This window comes from Kitasatospora sp. NPDC101176 (assembly GCF_044768035.1).
Taxonomy (GTDB): Bacteria; Actinomycetota; Actinomycetes; order Streptomycetales; family Streptomycetaceae; genus Kitasatospora.
The window spans coordinates 98,092-112,958 of the sequence record NZ_JBIWPA010000013.1 but is presented as its reverse complement, the minus strand read 5'-3'; the positions used below and the strand labels follow the sequence as shown (position 1 = coordinate 112,958).

Below are 14,867 nucleotides of genomic sequence, written 5' to 3'. Positions count from 1 at the left end.
CGCCGGCGGCCCCGGCAGCGCCCCGAACCCGTACCGACTCCGCACCGAACGGGACCCACCCCCATGCCCCTGCACCCCCAGGCCGAGGCCCTGCGCGCCCGGCGCGCGAGCAGCGGCGCACCGCCGCTCTACACCCTCACCCTCGCCGAGGCCCGCGCCGCCGACCTCGCCGACATCCGCGCCGCCGCCGGCACCCCCGAACCGGTCGCCGCCGTGGAGGAGCACCGCATCCCCGGCCCCGGCGGCGAGCTCGCCCTGCGGCTCTACCGCCCCGAACCGCCCGGCCGGCCGCTGCCCGCCCTGCTCTACCTGTTCGGCGGCGGCTGGACGCTCGGCTCGCCCGACACCAGCGACGCGATCTGCCGCCGGCTGACCGCCGAGGTCGGCTGCGTCACCGCCTCCGTCGGCTACCGGCTGGCCCCCGAACACCCCTTCCCCGCCGCCGTCCACGACTGCCGCGCCGCGCTGGCCTGGCTCGCAGGGAACGCCGGGCGGCTCGGCGTCGACCCCGACCGGCTCGCCGTCGGCGGAGACAGCGCCGGAGGCAACCTCACCGCGGCCGTCACCCTCCTCGCCCGCGACGAGGGCGGCCCGACCCTGCGCCACCAGCTGCTCGTCTACCCCAACACCGACCACGCCGCCGACACCCCGTCGCTGGCCGAGCACGACGACCCGCTGCTCTTCAACCGCCGCTCGGTCGCCTGGTACTGGGGCCACTACCTGGCCGACCCGGCCGACGGCGCCCACCCGCACGCCTCCCCGCTGCGCGCCCCCGACCTGGCCGGGCTGCCGCCCGCGACCGTCATCACCGCCGAGTACGACCCGCTGCGCGACGAGGGCGAGCAGTACGCCCGGGCGCTGCGCGCGGCCGGCGTCCCGGTGGACGAGCGCCGCTACGCGGGCATGCCGCACGGCTTCTTCGCCATGACCGGCACCCTGGACGCCGCCGCCGACGCCCAGCACTACGCCGCCGGCCGGCTGCGCGAGGCCCTGCGGTGAGCGCCGCCGACCGGCCCGTCCCGCTGCCGCTCGGCGAGTTGCACGCCTCGCTCGCCGACCCGCTGCTGGACGCGATGACCTTCCTCAACGAGGTCACCACGCGCTACCCCGACGCCGTCTCCTTCGCCCCCGGCCGCCCGTACGAGGGCTTCTTCGAACCCGAGGACGTCACCGCCCACCTGGACGCCTACCTGGCCCACCTCGCCGAACGCGGCCTGGACCGGGACGCCGTGCGCACCCGGCTCTTCCAGTACGGGCCCACCAAGGGCGTCGTCAACGACCTGGTCGCCCGCACCCTCGCCCACGACGAGGGCCTGAGCGTGGACCCCGAGGCCCTGGTGCTCACCGTCGGTGCCCAGGAGGGCATGCTGCTCGTGCTGCGCGCCCTGTGCGCCACCCCGGACGACGTCCTGCTGGTCAGCTCGCCCTGCTACGTCGGCGTCACCGGCGCCGCCCGGCTGCTCGACCTGACCACCCTGCCGGTGCCCGAGGGCCCGGGCGGCGGGCCCGACCCGCAGGCCGTCCGGGCCGCCGCGCGGGCCGTGCGGGCCGACGGCCGGCGTCCGCGCGCCCTCTACGTCGTCCCCGACTTCGCCAACCCCTCCGGCACCAGCATGCCGGTGGCCGCCCGCACCGCCCTGCTGGACGCCGCCGCGGCGGAGGGCCTGCTGGTCGTCGAGGACAACCCGTACGGCTTCTTCGCCCGCGACCCGGGGGGGCGGCCGACCCTCAAGGCGCTCGACCGCCGCCGCCAGGTCGTCTACCTGGGCTCCTTCGCCAAGACCTGCTTCCCCGGCGCCCGGCTCGGCTACGTGGTCGCGGACCAGGAGGTGGCGGGGCCCGGCGGGCGCCGCACCCTGCTCGCCGACGAGCTGGCCAAGCTCAAGAGCATGACGACGGTCAACACGCCCGCGCTCAGCCAGGCCGTCGTGGCCGGCATGCTGCTGCGCCACGACTGCCGGCTGCGCGCCGCCAACGCCCCCGCCACGGCCCACTACGCGGCCGGCATGGACACCCTGCTACGGGAGCTGGACCGGCACTTCCCGGCCTCCGAGCGGCGCCGGCTCGGGGTCTCCTGGAACCGCCCCGAGGGCGGCTTCTTCGCCGTGCTGACGGTGCCCTTCACCGCCGACGACACGGCGATGGAGCACTGCGCCCGCGCGTACGGGGTGCTCTGGACGCCGATGGCGCCGTTCTACCCGGCGGGGGGCGGGGAGCGGCGGCTGCGGCTGTCGATCAGCTCGCTGACGCAGGCGCAGATCATCGACGGCGTGGCCAAGCTGGCCGCGTTCATCGGGTCCGCCACCGGCTGAGGACCGTACGGGCCGAAGGTGGAACGGGGAGGGGCCCGGCTCGAGAGCCGGGCCCCTCCCCATTCACCCCTCTTCCCCGTCGTGCCGGGGCTTCCCCCCGTCGTGCCGGGGTTCCGCGTCGTGCCGGGCGCTCAGCGCACCCGGGTCGAGAACAGCCGGGCCGACCAGTACACCGACAGCACGGTCATCACCGCGACGACCAGCAGGCCCTGCCAGACCGAACTGTCCCCGACGTGCCCGGAGAACAGTGCGCGCATGCCCTCCACCGCCCAGTAGAAGGGGTTCCACCTGGCCGTCTGCTGCAGCCACTCCGGCGCCAGGGTGAGCGGCAGCAGCACCCCCGACAGCAGCGCGATCGGCTGCGCGATGGTGTTCACCACCGGCGCCATCGCGGCGTCCGTCGGCACCATCAGCGCGATCCCGTAGGAGATCGCCGAGGTCATCAGCGCCAGCAGCCCGAGCAGCAGATAGGCGAGCAACAGGTTCAGCGGGCTGACCCGGAGCCCGAACGGCAGCGCGATCAGGGTGATCAGGACGGCCTGCACCAGCAGCGCCACCATCTCCCGCATCGCCCGGCCGAGCAGCAGCGCGAGCCGGCTCACCGGGGTCACCCTGGACCGTTCGATGATGCCGGCCTTCAGCTCGCCGAGCAGGCTGAAGCCGGTGAACAGCCCGCCGAAGATGCAGAGCACCGCCAACAGGCCCGGCACGTAGACCTGGTAGGCGTCGGCATAGCTGCTCGCGCCGTCCGGGGCGAGCACCTTCTTCAACAGCGGGGCGAACAGCAGCAGGTAGAACACGGGCTGGATGATGCCGACGGCGATCCAGACCGGGGTGCGGATCATCAGCAGCAGTTGGCGCTGGAAGACCAGCCAGGTGTCGCGGGCGAGCTTCATGGTCTCCCCAGGGGTGGGCGGGTCAGGACTGCTGGAGCGATCGGCCGGTGCGGGCCAGGAACACGTCGTCCAGGCTGGGCCGCTGGAGCTGCACGGTGCCGGGCGTCACACCGGCCCCGTCCAGGGCGCGCAGCAGCTGCGGGATGGCCGCGGCGCCGTCGTCCAGGTAGAGCCGCAGTCCGTCCTCGCCCTCGACCTCCAGACGGTGCAGGTAGGGCTGCGGGCGCAGCACCCGGGCGGCCCGTTCGGCGGCGCCTTCGGCGGGCTCCAGCCCGACCAGCACGACGTCGCCGGAGATCTCGCGCTTGAGCGCCTCGGGCGTGCCCTCGGCGACCACCCGGCCGTGGTCGACGATCGCCACCCGGTCGCAGAGCGCGTCGGCCTCGTCGAGGTAGTGGGTGGTGACCACGACCGTCATGCCCTCGGTGCGCAGCCGGCGGATCTCCTCCCAGACGTACGCCCGGCTGGCCGGGTCGAGCCCGACGGTGGGCTCGTCCAGGAACAGCACCCGCGGCTCGTGGATGACGCCGAGCGCGATGTCCACCCGCCGGCGCTGGCCGCCGGAGTAGGTGGCGCACGGCCGGTCGCCGAACTCGCCCAGGTCGAAGGCCTTGAGCGCGTCCTCGGCGGCCCGGACGGCCCGCGCCTTGGGGGCGCCGTACATCCGGGACTGGAGCACGAGTTCCTCGCGCGCGCTGACGCCGTCGGTGGTGCCGCCGCCCTGGGCGACGTAGCCGATCCGGCGGCGGACACCGGCCGGGTCGGTGAACAGGTCCGCCCCGGCGATGGTGGCCCGGCCGCCGTCGGGGCGGATCAGGGTGGCCAGCATGCGCAGGGTGGTGGTCTTCCCGGCGCCGTTGGGCCCGAGGAAGCCGTAGATCTCGCCTGCGGCGACGGACAGGTCGATGCCGCGGACGGCGTCGACGGTGGGGTCCTCCGCGCTCTTGCGGGAGGTCTTCTTGCGGTAGGACTTGCGCAGTCCCGTGGTCTCGATCAACCGGAACTCCCGTGCGGGGATGGGCTCTGCCACGGCACCTGGGAAGGCGGTGCTCGGCACCTGCGATGGCGGTGCTGCGCGCCACCCTAGGGTGAACCCCGGCCCGGAAACAATGGCCTAGACCAATGGACGTGTGATCACCCGGTCTGCTAGGGCGCCCCGGTCCGTGCCCACCTGACGCGGGCTCAAGCCCTGGAACGGGGCGGCGCGTGGCGCCGGGACGCCTCAGGGCGCCAGCGCCTCCAGCCGGTCCGCCGCCGCCACCGCACCGCCCCCGGCCAGCAGGGCCCGGCCGACCCGTCCGGCGTTCTCGCGCAGGCCGGGGGCGTCCAGCGCCTCCCGCAGGGCCAGGGCCAGCCGCTCCGGCCCGACCCGGGCGAAGGGCAGCCGCAGTCCGGCCCCGGCCGCCACCACCTGCGCCGCGACGAAGGGCTGGTCGTGCCGGATCGGCGCGGTGACCAGCGGCAGGCCGTGCGCCAGGGCCTCGCCCACGGTGTTCATCCCGCCGTGGCAGAGCACGGCGTCCAGCTCTCCGCGGCCCATGAGCTCCAGCACCGGCGCCCGGTCCACCAGGACCGCCCCGGCGGGCAGCTCGGGCAACGAGGGCAGCAGGGCGCGCGGAGCCGCGATCACCGGCTGGACGTCCGGCCCGCACAGCGCCAGCGCCCGCGCAGCCCGGGCGTGGAAGTCCGCGCCCAGCTCGCCCGCCAGCGTGCCCATGGTGACCAGCACCCGCCGCCGGCCCGGCAGCAGCCGCCCCCACGGGAAGTCCGGGTCGGCCGGGCGTGCCGGCAACACCGGCCCGACCAGGGCGTGCTCCGGTGGCGGGGCCGGGTCGCCGGTGAGCGCGGGGCCCGTGGTCGCCAGCACCAGGGCGGGGGAGAAGCGCGGGTCCAGGTACTCCTCCGCGGGCAGCCGGGCGCGCTCCCACAGTCCGCGCAGCAACCCCGTCATCCATGCCTCCACCTGCGGCAACGCCCGGTACGGACGGCCCAGTTCCATCGCGCCCGGGGCGAAGCTCGCCCACGGCAGGCCGTGCCGGTGGGCGACCAGGGCGCCCGCCGGGGTGTGCTGGTCGACCAGCAGCACGTCCGGCCGGAACTCCCGCACCACGCTGTCCAGCGGCTTCGCGGTGAACCGCGCGTACGGGACGATGAAGCCCTCCCAGAGCGAGCGCAGCGCGGCCAGCCCGTGGCCGCCCTGCGCCCGGAAGGCCCGCGTTCCGGTGCCGAGCACCACGGCGTCGGGGCCCAGCAGCGGCCGCAGCACGGACTCGGTGCCCGTCCAGGCGACCTGGTGGCCGCGGGCGGTCAGCTCGGCGGCGATGCCGGCCGCCGGGTTGACGTGCCCGGTGAGCGGGGGCATCACCAGCAGGAAACGGGTCATCGGGGGCCCTCCTCGGGGAGCAGTTCCTGCAGGTCGGCGACGGTCAGGGCCTCCAGCCCGGGCAGGTCGAGGCGAGCCCGCAGCCCGGCCAGGTCGGCGGCCGGCCCGAAACGGTCGCGCAGCGCGGCGGCGAGCGCGGCGAGTTCGCACTCGTCGAGCAGCAGGTCGCCGTCCAGCCGGGCGTGCGGGGTCAGCCGCTCGGCCCAGCCGGGCGGCGCGCCGGCCGCCTCGACGAGCAGCGCGACCAGCACGGGGTGCGGCCTGCCGGCGTCCGGTGGTGCTGCAAGGGCTGGGCCTGCGGCGTTCGGGGCGGGGTCCTGGCCTGCGGGGTCCGGCGCTGCGGGGCCCGGGCCCGCGGCGGGCTGCGGCGTTCCGGGGGTCAACGGTTCGACGGGGTAGGGCGGTTCACGGTCCGGCATGGGTGGCTCCCACCTGCTCGACGGCACGGGGGTGAGGCGCGACGGCGCCGGGGCGAGGGCGTCGGCCTGCGGCGACGGCCCCGGGGGCGAACGCGACGGGGAATGGCCCGAGATCACTTGTGCGACCCGGCGGGCGTCGGAATACTAGCCCGCGTGACAGCACTGGAGGCAGTGGCCGTTCACCTCCCCCCGCACGCCGTGCCCATCGAGGCGGTTGGTGAGCGGATCGGCCTGACCCCACGTCAACTTCGTCTCTTCCGCCGCTTCCACGGCCTGGACCAGCTGCGTCTGGACCCGGCCGGGACGCTGCCCGACCTGCTCGAAGCCGCCCTGGACGACCTGCCGGAGCTGCGTGGACGCGAGCGGCACGTCCGCTTCGTGATCCACGCCCGCAGCATGCCGGTGGCGGTGCCCTACCCGCTCAACCCCCTGCACGACCTGTTGGCCGGGCGCGGCCTGGCCCACGCGAACGCCTTCACCGTGACCCACCACGCCTGTGCGGTGGGCCTGCTGGCCATCGACCTGGCCGGCCGGCTGCTGGCCGGCGACCCCGACCCGGAGGCGCTGGCGCTCGTCCTGGCCGGTGAGAAGACCTTCACCAAGGACGCCCAGGTGGTGCCCGAGACGGGCATCTTCGCCGAGGGCGCGGCCGCCTGCCTGGTGAGCGCCACGGGCGGGAGCCACCGGGTGCGCTCCTTCGTGGTGCGCCAGCGGCCGGAGTTCGACGGCCGGTTGGCCGACGACCCGGACCTGCTCGCCCGTTACCAGCGCGAGTACCCGAACGTGATGGTGGAGGCGATCGAGGCGGCCCTCGCCGAGGCCGGTCTGGACCTGTCCGACCTGGCCGCGGTGCTTCCGCACAACGTCAACCAGGCCTCCTGGCGGATGATCGCGCGTCGGATCGGCTATCCGCTCGACAAGGTGGTGCTGGACAACGTGCTGTCGGTCGGGCACAGTTTCGCTGCAGACAGCCTCATCAATCTTCACACCGCGACCACGCGGGGGCTGCTCCGCCGCGGCGACCACTACCTGATCGCCGCCGCCGGTGTCGGCGCGACCTTCTCCGCGATGGTCGTCCAGTACTGACCAGCCGTCACCCTGCGACCGGCGTTCCGCCGGTCCCCCTTCCACTGCCACACCGCACTCCCACGTACGACGGGACGGGACACCCATGTCAGAACCTGTGGTCCAGACCACTGACCCCGAGCTGCGCGAGCGGATCCGCCACGGCATCGGCGAGCTGCTGCCCCGCGTGCTCAAGCGCGAGCTGCCGGAGATCCCGGAGAACGCCTGTCTCTTCGACGACCTCGGCCTCACCTCCGCGGGCACCATCGAACTCATCCTGGAGCTCGAGGAGTCCCTCGACATCCAGGTGGACGTCGAGCAGATCACCGAGGGCGACCTGCGCTCGGTCACCAGCCTGGCCGACTACGTCGCCGGACACGTCATCCCCGAGGACTGACCAGGTGGCCGGCCACGGCCTGCGGATCACCCGGGCGCTCGCACGGCGCTTCGACGGCCGTTCGGAGCGCTCGCTCGACCCGGACCTGCGGGTCTTCGTCTCCGACCTGGTCCGCCCGTACGGGCTGCCGCTGCGCGAGGACCTGCTGCGCGAGGGCGTCGGCCACTCCTTCGAGGAGCTGGCCGACGGCCTGCTGCGTGAGGTGCTCGCCCCGGACGAGCCCGTCGACCTGTTGATACTGGCCTTCGACACCCCGGACGTCCGCCCCGGCGCGCCGTCCTCGCTGGCGCTCAGCCGGTCCTGCCCCGGGACGCCGCTCGCCTACGCGGTCTGCGACCAGGGCGCCGCCGCGGCCTTCACCGCGCTGCGGCTGGCCGCCGACCACCACCGCACCGGGTCCTGCCGGCGGGCGGTCGTGGTGCTCGCCGAGCAGACGGCCCTGCACTACCGGCCGGCCGGGCCGGTGGTACTGCCGCAGCGGCACTCCGCCGTCGTGCTGGTCTGCGAGGAGACCGACCGGCCGGGGATGACGGTCGATCAGCTGCCCGGCGCCGAATCGCCCTCTCGGACGGTCCGGGCACGGGCGGCGGAGCTGGGGCCCGACGCGGCGCTGGTGCTCGGCCCCGGGCTGGACGGCGCCGAGGGGCCGGCGGCCCAGCCCTTCACCGGGGTCTGGGCCGAACTCGCCGAGCAGCTGCCCGCCTGGCGGGAGCGGCGGCGACCGGTCCTGGTGGCGGGCCTGGAGCGCAGGCTCGGCGTGCTGAGCACCCTGACCATGCCGTGACCGCCCTTCCGGCCGGCCCTCCCGGGGCCGGATCCGCGCGGGGCGGCTCGCCCCGGACCCGTCCGTCCGGGGCCGGTCCCTTCGCGACGCTGGTCGACCTCTGGACCGTCGGGGCCGACCAGCCTCCGGAGGTGGTGTCCGGGCTGTGGCGACTCCTCGACGAGGACGAGCGGGCCCGGGCGGCGGGGGCGGACGAGCTGCTGCGGCGGCGCTTCACGGTGGTGCGCGGCGCCGTCCGGCAGCTGGTCGGCGCACGGCTCGGCCGTCCGGCGGCGGACGTGGTCTGGCGGCGGGGGCGGAACGGCAAGCCGGAGCCGTCGGACGCCGGCCGGTTGCGGGTGAGCTGGTCGGCTTCGGGGCCGCTCGCGGTGCTGGCGGTGGCCGAGGGGCGGCAGCTCGGGGTCGACGTCGAGGGGCTGCTCGGCGATCGGGCGGCCGGGCTGATCGCCGCGCGTCTCTTCCCCGGGGCGGAGGCCCGCTACGTCGCCGCCGCGCCCACGGCGGCCGGGCGGGCGGCGCGCTGCACGGCGCTGTGGTGCCGCCGGGAGGCGTGCGTCAAGGCGTACGGCGGGCGGCTGGTCCAGTCCTTCGGGCTGCCGGTGGCGGGCCCGTCCCCGCTGGTGCTGGCGGAGCCGCGCCCGCTCGGCCGGGGGCCGCTCCGGCTCCTGGACGTGCCGGTTCCGGGGCCGTTCCGGGCTGCGCTGGCGGTCCGCGGCGATGCTCCTGTTCATGTCAACGTGCGCGCGTGGACGGCGAGTTGACGTTTCAGCGCATCGCAACACGCTTGGTCTGGACCAATGCGTCGGACCGCTGGTAGCGTCCCGGGAACACCCTCTCCCGAGTCCACCCGGCTCCACCAGCTTCCCGGCTCCCTCTCCGGGCTCCCCCCTCAGCCTTCTCCCGGCCCTTCCCCCGGCGAGCCGAAAGGCGCGTGCGACGTGAACCCGAACGACCCGACCCCGAAGTGCGCGACCCCGAACGAGGTGACCCCGAACGGTGTGACGCTTACCGGCGCGGCGCCTACCGGCGCGACCCCGACCGACGCGACCCCGAGCAGCAGGAGCGTCGAGGTCCGGTACGCGGCCCCGGGCGGCGGCTCCGGGCCGCTCACGCTCGGTCAGGACAACATGATCCGGTGCATCCGGCGCGAGGCCCCCGAGCAGATCAACAAGGAGTCGGCCTGGCCGGTTCCGGACGGCACCACGGTGTCCGCCGGGCTGGCCGCCCTGCGCAGGCTCGTCGAGCGGCACGAGTCCCTGCGGACCTCCTTCCCGGCCGGGCCGGGGCCGGACGGCTACCCGCAGCAGCAGGTGGTCCACCCGGAGGGCCGGTTCAGCGTCACCGTGGTCGAGACGGGTGATCGCAGTGACGCCGAACTGGACATGCTCGCGGCCGAGTTCGGTCGGACGGATGTCGCCGTCGCGGTGGACCTGGCGTCCGCGCCGCGGCTGCGCTGCACCTTGCTCGCCGACGGTGAGCGGCTGCTGAGGCTGGTCGCGGTGGTCTGCCACGCCGGTGCCGACGGCGCCGCCATCGCGCTGCTGATCCAGGACTGGGTGGCGCTCGCCGCGGGCAAGGACCTCCCGCCGGTCACCGCCCCCACGCCGCTGCGGATCGCCGAGGCCGAGCGCAGCCCCCAGGGCCGCCGGCGGTCGGCCACCGCCCTGCGGCACTGGGCCAGGATCCTGACCACCGGCCCGCAGGCGGTGTTCGCCGACGCGCGGATCGCCGGCCCGCCGCACGACCTGGGGGCCGTCCTGGTCCGCTCCCGCGGCGCCGCCGCGGACCTCGCCGCGGTCTGTCGGCGCACCGGCGCGAGCCCGTCCGTCGTGCTGTTCGCGGCCTTCGCCGCCCTGGTCGCCCGCCGTGCCGGCCGCGCGGACCTGTCGATCGCCGCGCTGTCCGCGAACCGCCAGCGCGCGGCGCTGGTCGACCACGTCGGCACCCTCGCGCAGGACGCGCTAATCCGGCTGGACACCGGTGCGGCCGACTTCGACGAGCTGATCGGCCGCGCCAAGTCCGCCTCCTTCAACGGCTACTGGCACAGCACCCTGGACGCCGAGCAGGTGTGGCAGTTGGTCGAGGACGCCGCCCACGTGCGCGGGGTCCGCTTCCCCCGGCAGGTCGTGGTGAACGACCTCAGTCTGACCATCCCCACCGCCGTCGCCGACATCCAGCCCGTCCCGGCCGTCGACCCGGAGTTGACCCGGCTGCCCGCGCCGCCCCTCGGGGTCCGGCTGATGTTCACCATCCTGCGGATCAGCGGCAGCCTCGACTTCGCCCTGATCGCCTGTCCGCAGGTGCTCGACGCCGACGAGACCGACCGCTTCGCGCAGGCGCTGCTCGCCGTCCTCGCGGCCGCGGCCGACGGGCCGGTGCCGCTGCACGCGCTGCCGGGCCTCGCGGAGGTCCCGACGCCCGAGCGGGGCGAAGGGTGGCGGCCGGTCGACGGCGCATGGGTCGACCTCAGTGCTGTCCGGGGCCTGCTGGAGGAGGCCATCGGCTCCCGGGCGTCCGTGGAAGTGGACGTCGAGAGTGGCGAGTTGGTCGCCACGCTGACGTTCTCGGGCGCGTCCGTCGAGCCCGCCGAGGTGCACCGCGCGGTGGTCGCGGCCCTGCCCGGCCGGGACACCGCGGTGGCGCCGCACCGCTACGTCGTCCGGGGGTCGGAGGGCGTCGTCGCCGGCGACGGCCGCGACCCGGAGGTCATCGCCAGGGTGGCCGCGCTCACCTGAACGGGGGAGCGGGGGCGGGCGTCGGCCGCTCACTCCAACGGGTCGTCGACGCCCTCCCACCCCAGCTGCCACGAACACGCGGACGTGGCGCCGGAGGTGAGCCCCCACGGACTCGGCACCTCCTCCTCGTCCGGGTCGCCCCGCACCGGCAGCCGGTCGATCACCGCGACCAACCGCGGTGGCAGCTGCGGTGCCAGGCCGCGGTGCACCCGGGAGAGGATGTCGCGCCGGACGTCGTCCGGCAGCAGCGGTCGGCTCATCCGCAACGCGCCAGGCCCGGGGGGGCGTTCGGTGCGCGCGAGCTGGTCGGACCAGGCCCGCCAGTAGTCCGCGTCGTCGGTCTCGCCGAGCATCAGGTGGTGCAGGTGCAGGCAGTACGCCGCCGTCCCGCTGCCGGATCCGGCAGCGAAGCGCCACCAGAACTCCGCGCCCTCCTCGCGGCCGGTGGCGTAGAGCAGCGCGGCGAACACCTCCGCCCCCTCGGGCTGGATCCGCCGTGCGTTGACGAGCAGGTCGAGCCCCCGGGAGGCGTCCGGCGCACCCAGCACCAGGGCCACCACCAGACCCAGTTCGAAGGCGGCCTGCTCGTGCTCCGAGGGCAGGTGTGCGGGCGCGGCGGTGAGCCGGGCCTGACGCACCGCGGCGATCCGCTCGGCGTGGGCCCGCTCGGGCCGGGGCACGTGGAGCGGGGTGCGCCCCCCGGCGTTGGGGCACGCCCCGTCCCCGGTGCACACGCGGTCGGCGGGACGGGGCCCGTCCGCTGCCTGCGCCCCGTCGGCCGGTTCGATCCCGTCGGACGGTTCCGTCCCGTCAGCCGGCGTCGCCGGGTGGGCCGGTACCGTCCCGTCGGCCGGTTCCGTCGGGTAGGCCGGTTCCGCCGGGTCGTCGCCGAGCCTCCCGTCGGGCCGGCCGGTGGTCGGGCGGCGGGTCACAGGTCCCCCGCGTGGTCCGGGAGTTCGCCCACCCCGAGCCGCCGGGCGAGCCGCTCGCGGGCGTGCCGCAGGTTCGAGTGCACCGTCGCCACCGGCCGTCCCAGGTACGCGGCGATCACCTTGACGTGCAAGCCGAGCAGGTAGCGCAGGATGACCACGTCCCGCTGGCGGTCGGGCAGTTCGAGGATCGCCGCGTACAGCCGCACCTCGTCCGCCTCGCTGTGCAGCAGTCCGTTCGCGACCTGCTTGAACGCGCCGATCACCGCCGCGAAGGTGACCGCCTCGACCGCCACCGGCTCCTCGGCGGCCACCCAGTCCGCCACGTGCCGGTTGGCCAGCCGCCAGGCGTACGCGGCCGGCTCCTCGAAGCGCAGGACCTGCGGCCAGCAGCGGGCCAGGTCCGCCTTGACGGCGTCGACCAGCAGTTCGGCGTCGGTCCGGCTGCCTATCCGGGTCAACGCGAGGGCGTGCCAGGCGGGTTCGTGCGTCTCGCAGAACGCCGCGTAGGTGAGGTCGAAGCGCTGGCCGAGGTCGGTGCCGGCCCCCCGGTCCGGCCCGGCCGTGCCGGTGCGCTCCACCGTGGCGGCTCCCCGGTACCCGCGCACGGGCGCACCCCTGTCGATCGTCATCGAGCCTGCTTTCCGTGGCCGACGGCTGCCCGCCGGGCCACTCGAGGGTCGGGCTGTCCGTGCCCATCCTCATTCCACCAGGCCTGTCACTCCAGGCTGCAATCCGAATACAGATTGTCATCTCGTGGTATCTGGTGACCAGTTGAGCAGCGTGGCGCGGGATTGGCCCTTCGATACGGTGGGCAGCAATCGTCAGGTGCCCGCACCGGCCCAAGGGGGGAACGCGATGAGCCTCTACGACGGAGTCGACCTGCGACTGAACGTGCCGCACTCGGCCCGGATGTACGACTACTACCTCGGCGGCTTCACCAACTTCGCCGCCGACCGCGAGGCCGCCGGCCACGCCCTCGCCGTCGCGCCCTGGCTGCGCGCCGCCGCCCGCGCCAACCGGGCCTTCGTCCACCGCTCCACCCGCGTCCTCGCCCAGGCCGGCATCGACCAGTTCCTCGACATCGGCACCGGCATCCCCACCTCGCCCAACCTCCACGAGGTCGCCCAGCGCGTCCAGCCGCGCGCCCGCGTCGTCTACGCCGACAACGACCCGATCGTGCTCTCGCACGCCCAGGCGCTGCTCACCGGCACCCCCGAGGGGCGCACCGCCTACGTCGAGGCCGACGTCACCGACCCGGCCGACGTGCTCGCCTCGCCCGGCGTGCGCGACACCATCGACCTCGACCGTCCGGTCGCGCTCTCCCTCAACGCCCTCCTGCACTTCGTCCCCGACGCGCGCGGCGCCTACGGCATCGTCGAGCACCTCAAGTCGGCGCTCGCCCCCGGCAGCGCCCTGGTGATGACCCACGTCACCCCCGAGTTCGCCCCGGACGAGATCGGCCGGCTGGTGCGCATCTACGAGTCCGCCGGCACCGCGGCCCAGGCCCGCACCCTGCCCGAGTTCACCCGGTTCTTCGACGGCTGGACCCTGATCGCCCCCGGCGCCGTCCCCACCCCGCACTGGCGGCCCACCCCCGCCGACCCGCCCGTCAGCGCCGCCGAGGCCTGCGCCTACGCCGCGGTGGCCCTCCGGCCCTGACTCCGGCGCCTCCCCGCGGCCGACCCGCCCCCCGCCCCGCGGCCGGTTGCGCGCGCCGCCCCGCGGCCCGCCGGGCGGGCCCGTGCGGCGGTGCCCCCGCGGGCCCAGACTGGTGGTGGACCGATGCCGCCGGCGAGGCTGGGAGAGGCATGCTGCTCGGACTCACGACCGCGCTGGTCGCGACCGTCTGCTTCGGCCTCGGGGCCGTGTTCCAGGCCCGCGGGGCGCGCTCCGCGCCGCGGGCGGACCGGGTGCGGGCCGGGCTGCTGGCCGCGCTGGTGCGGTCCTGGCAGTTCCTGGTGGGGACGGTGCTGGACATCGTGGGCTTCCTGCTGAGCATCGTGGCGCTGCGCAGCCTGCCGCTCTTCCTGGTGCAGGCCGTCACCAACGCCAGCCTGGCGGTGACGGCGCTCGCCGCCGTCTGGCTGCTGGGCGCCCGGCTGCGCCGGGGCGACGCGGCCGGGATCCTCGGCGTGGTCGTCGGTCTGAGCCTGCTCGCGCTCGGCTCCGGTCGGGAGGGGCGGGAGTACGCCCCGGCTGCGTTCCACTGGGCGCTGCTCGCGACGACCGCCGTGATGGTCCTGCTCACCCTCGTGCTGGTGCGCCGGGAGGGCAACGCGGCCGCGGCTGGTCTCGGGCTGCTGGCCGGGGTGGGCTTCGGGGTGACGAGCCTGGCCGTGCGGGTGCTGGACACCTCCGGTGCGGTCGGGGTGCTCACCGATCCGGCGGCGTACGCGCTGGCCGTGGGCGGCCTCGGCGGCTACCTCGCGTACGCGCTCGCGCTGCAGCGCGGCACGGTGACGGCCGCGACCGCCGCGGGCACGGTCGCCGAGACCTTCGGGCCCGCGCTGGTCGGCGTGGCGGCGCTGGGGGACGCGGCGCGCCCCGGATTCGAGTGGTGCGCGCTGACGGGCTTCGCGGTGGCCGTCGGCGGCACCTTCCTGCTGTCCCGCTTCGGCGAGCTGGAGGGCGAGTCGGCCGAGGCGTTCGCCGGCGCGGCCCGTGACGCCGGTGGTCGCACGGATGCCGGCACGGGGACGGGTGCGGGCGCAGGCACGGGCAAGGGGACGGGTGCGGACGGAGGCCCGGAGGCGGCCGGCGATCCGGAGGCGGCCGGCGGTCCGGAGCCGGACGGGGACGCGGACGACGACGGCGGTCCGCGGCCGGACGGGGGCCGGCGGGCAAGGCGGGCCGTTCCGCCCCGGTAGCCCGGACGGCGCCGCCGTGCGAAGGTGACTTGCCGGACAAATCGGACGGCGAGACGCCCACGGATCGGCAGGTGCGC

Annotated in this window: 15 protein-coding genes; 9 read left to right on the top strand and 6 right to left on the bottom strand. The window is 75.6% G+C overall.

The window, feature by feature from the left end; genetic code table 11:
• Nucleotides 1-63 precede the first annotated feature (63 nt).
• Together ACIRS1_RS19925 and ACIRS1_RS19920 are read left to right on the top strand one after the other, a co-directional pair.
• The gene (locus tag ACIRS1_RS19925; RefSeq protein WP_402841474.1) at nt 64-999 is read left to right on the top strand and encodes an alpha/beta hydrolase; all 936 of its coding nucleotides are present in this window, start codon (nt 64-66) and stop codon (nt 997-999) included.
• The gene (locus tag ACIRS1_RS19920; RefSeq protein WP_402841471.1) at nt 996-2,312 is read left to right on the top strand and encodes a PLP-dependent aminotransferase family protein; all 1,317 of its coding nucleotides are present in this window, start codon (nt 996-998) and stop codon (nt 2,310-2,312) included. Before ACIRS1_RS19925 ends, ACIRS1_RS19920 begins: the two co-directional genes overlap by 4 nt.
• Nucleotides 2,313-2,443: 131 nt before the next feature.
• Here ACIRS1_RS19920 and ACIRS1_RS19915 read toward each other — a convergent pair whose 3' ends face one another.
• From ACIRS1_RS19915 to ACIRS1_RS19900, 4 genes are all read right to left on the bottom strand, one after another.
• Entirely contained in the window at nt 2,444-3,208 is a 765-nt protein-coding gene (locus ACIRS1_RS19915) for an ABC transporter permease (protein WP_360206562.1), read from the bottom strand.
• A 22-nt stretch (nt 3,209-3,230) separates the two neighbouring features.
• Nucleotides 3,231-4,238, bottom strand: a complete 1,008-nt coding sequence (locus tag ACIRS1_RS19910; RefSeq protein ID WP_402841469.1) for an ATP-binding cassette domain-containing protein — start codon at nt 4,236-4,238, stop codon at nt 3,231-3,233.
• A 192-nt stretch (nt 4,239-4,430) separates the two neighbouring features.
• Nucleotides 4,431-5,591 (bottom strand): glycosyltransferase, encoded by a 1,161-nt coding sequence (locus ACIRS1_RS19905; RefSeq protein ID WP_402841466.1) that lies wholly within the window; start codon nt 5,589-5,591, stop codon nt 4,431-4,433.
• Complete coding sequence (locus ACIRS1_RS19900) at nt 5,588-5,842, bottom strand: hypothetical protein (RefSeq protein ID WP_360206554.1); 255 nt, start codon at nt 5,840-5,842, stop codon at nt 5,588-5,590. Before ACIRS1_RS19900 ends, ACIRS1_RS19905 begins: the two co-directional genes overlap by 4 nt.
• Before the next feature lie 321 nt (nt 5,843-6,163).
• Here ACIRS1_RS19900 and ACIRS1_RS19895 point away from each other — a divergent pair, with 321 nt between their 5' ends.
• From ACIRS1_RS19895 to ACIRS1_RS19875, 5 genes are all read left to right on the top strand, one after another.
• On the top strand, nt 6,164-7,096 hold the full coding sequence (locus ACIRS1_RS19895; RefSeq protein ID WP_402841464.1) for a 3-oxoacyl-[acyl-carrier-protein] synthase III C-terminal domain-containing protein: 933 nt from the start codon (nt 6,164-6,166) through the stop codon (nt 7,094-7,096).
• Between the two features lie 85 nt (nt 7,097-7,181).
• The gene (locus ACIRS1_RS19890; RefSeq protein ID WP_360206549.1) at nt 7,182-7,472 is read left to right on the top strand and encodes a phosphopantetheine-binding protein; all 291 of its coding nucleotides are present in this window, start codon (nt 7,182-7,184) and stop codon (nt 7,470-7,472) included.
• A gap of 4 nt (nt 7,473-7,476) precedes the next feature.
• Complete coding sequence (locus tag ACIRS1_RS19885) at nt 7,477-8,256, top strand: hypothetical protein (RefSeq protein ID WP_402841461.1); 780 nt, start codon at nt 7,477-7,479, stop codon at nt 8,254-8,256.
• Between the two features lie 131 nt (nt 8,257-8,387).
• Entirely contained in the window at nt 8,388-9,017 is a 630-nt protein-coding gene (locus ACIRS1_RS19880) for a 4'-phosphopantetheinyl transferase family protein (RefSeq protein WP_402841459.1), read from the top strand.
• Nucleotides 9,018-9,194: 177 nt separating this feature from the next.
• Entirely contained in the window at nt 9,195-10,991 is a 1,797-nt protein-coding gene (locus ACIRS1_RS19875) for a condensation domain-containing protein (RefSeq protein WP_402841457.1), read from the top strand.
• Between the two features lie 29 nt (nt 10,992-11,020).
• Here ACIRS1_RS19875 and ACIRS1_RS19870 read toward each other — a convergent pair whose 3' ends face one another.
• Nucleotides 11,021-11,671 (bottom strand): hypothetical protein, encoded by a 651-nt coding sequence (locus ACIRS1_RS19870; protein ID WP_360206540.1) that lies wholly within the window; start codon nt 11,669-11,671, stop codon nt 11,021-11,023.
• A gap of 248 nt (nt 11,672-11,919) precedes the next feature.
• Entirely contained in the window at nt 11,920-12,552 is a 633-nt protein-coding gene (locus ACIRS1_RS19865) for a sigma-70 family RNA polymerase sigma factor (protein ID WP_360206538.1), read from the bottom strand.
• Between the two features lie 226 nt (nt 12,553-12,778).
• Between ACIRS1_RS19865 and ACIRS1_RS19860 the strand changes: the two genes are divergently transcribed.
• Nucleotides 12,779-13,582 (top strand): SAM-dependent methyltransferase, encoded by an 804-nt coding sequence (locus ACIRS1_RS19860; RefSeq protein ID WP_402841454.1) that lies wholly within the window; start codon nt 12,779-12,781, stop codon nt 13,580-13,582.
• Nucleotides 13,583-13,731: 149 nt separating this feature from the next.
• Entirely contained in the window at nt 13,732-14,790 is a 1,059-nt protein-coding gene (locus ACIRS1_RS19855; RefSeq protein ID WP_402841451.1) for a hypothetical protein, read from the top strand.
• Nucleotides 14,791-14,867 lie beyond the last annotated feature (77 nt).

Coding starts and splice junctions, on each gene's coding strand:
- ACIRS1_RS19925 (WP_402841474.1), top strand. CDS start 64: ATGCCCCTGCACCCCCAGGCCGAGGCCCTGCGCGCCCGGCGCGCGAGC.
- ACIRS1_RS19915 (WP_360206562.1), bottom strand. CDS start 3,208: ATGAAGCTCGCCCGCGACACCTGGCTGGTCTTCCAGCGCCAACTGCTG.
- ACIRS1_RS19905 (WP_402841466.1), bottom strand. CDS start 5,591: ATGACCCGTTTCCTGCTGGTGATGCCCCCGCTCACCGGGCACGTCAAC.
- ACIRS1_RS19890 (WP_360206549.1), top strand. CDS start 7,182: ATGTCAGAACCTGTGGTCCAGACCACTGACCCCGAGCTGCGCGAGCGG.
- ACIRS1_RS19865 (WP_360206538.1), bottom strand. CDS start 12,552: ATGACGATCGACAGGGGTGCGCCCGTGCGCGGGTACCGGGGAGCCGCC.
- ACIRS1_RS19860 (WP_402841454.1), top strand. CDS start 12,779: ATGAGCCTCTACGACGGAGTCGACCTGCGACTGAACGTGCCGCACTCG.
- ACIRS1_RS19855 (WP_402841451.1), top strand. CDS start 13,732: ATGCTGCTCGGACTCACGACCGCGCTGGTCGCGACCGTCTGCTTCGGC.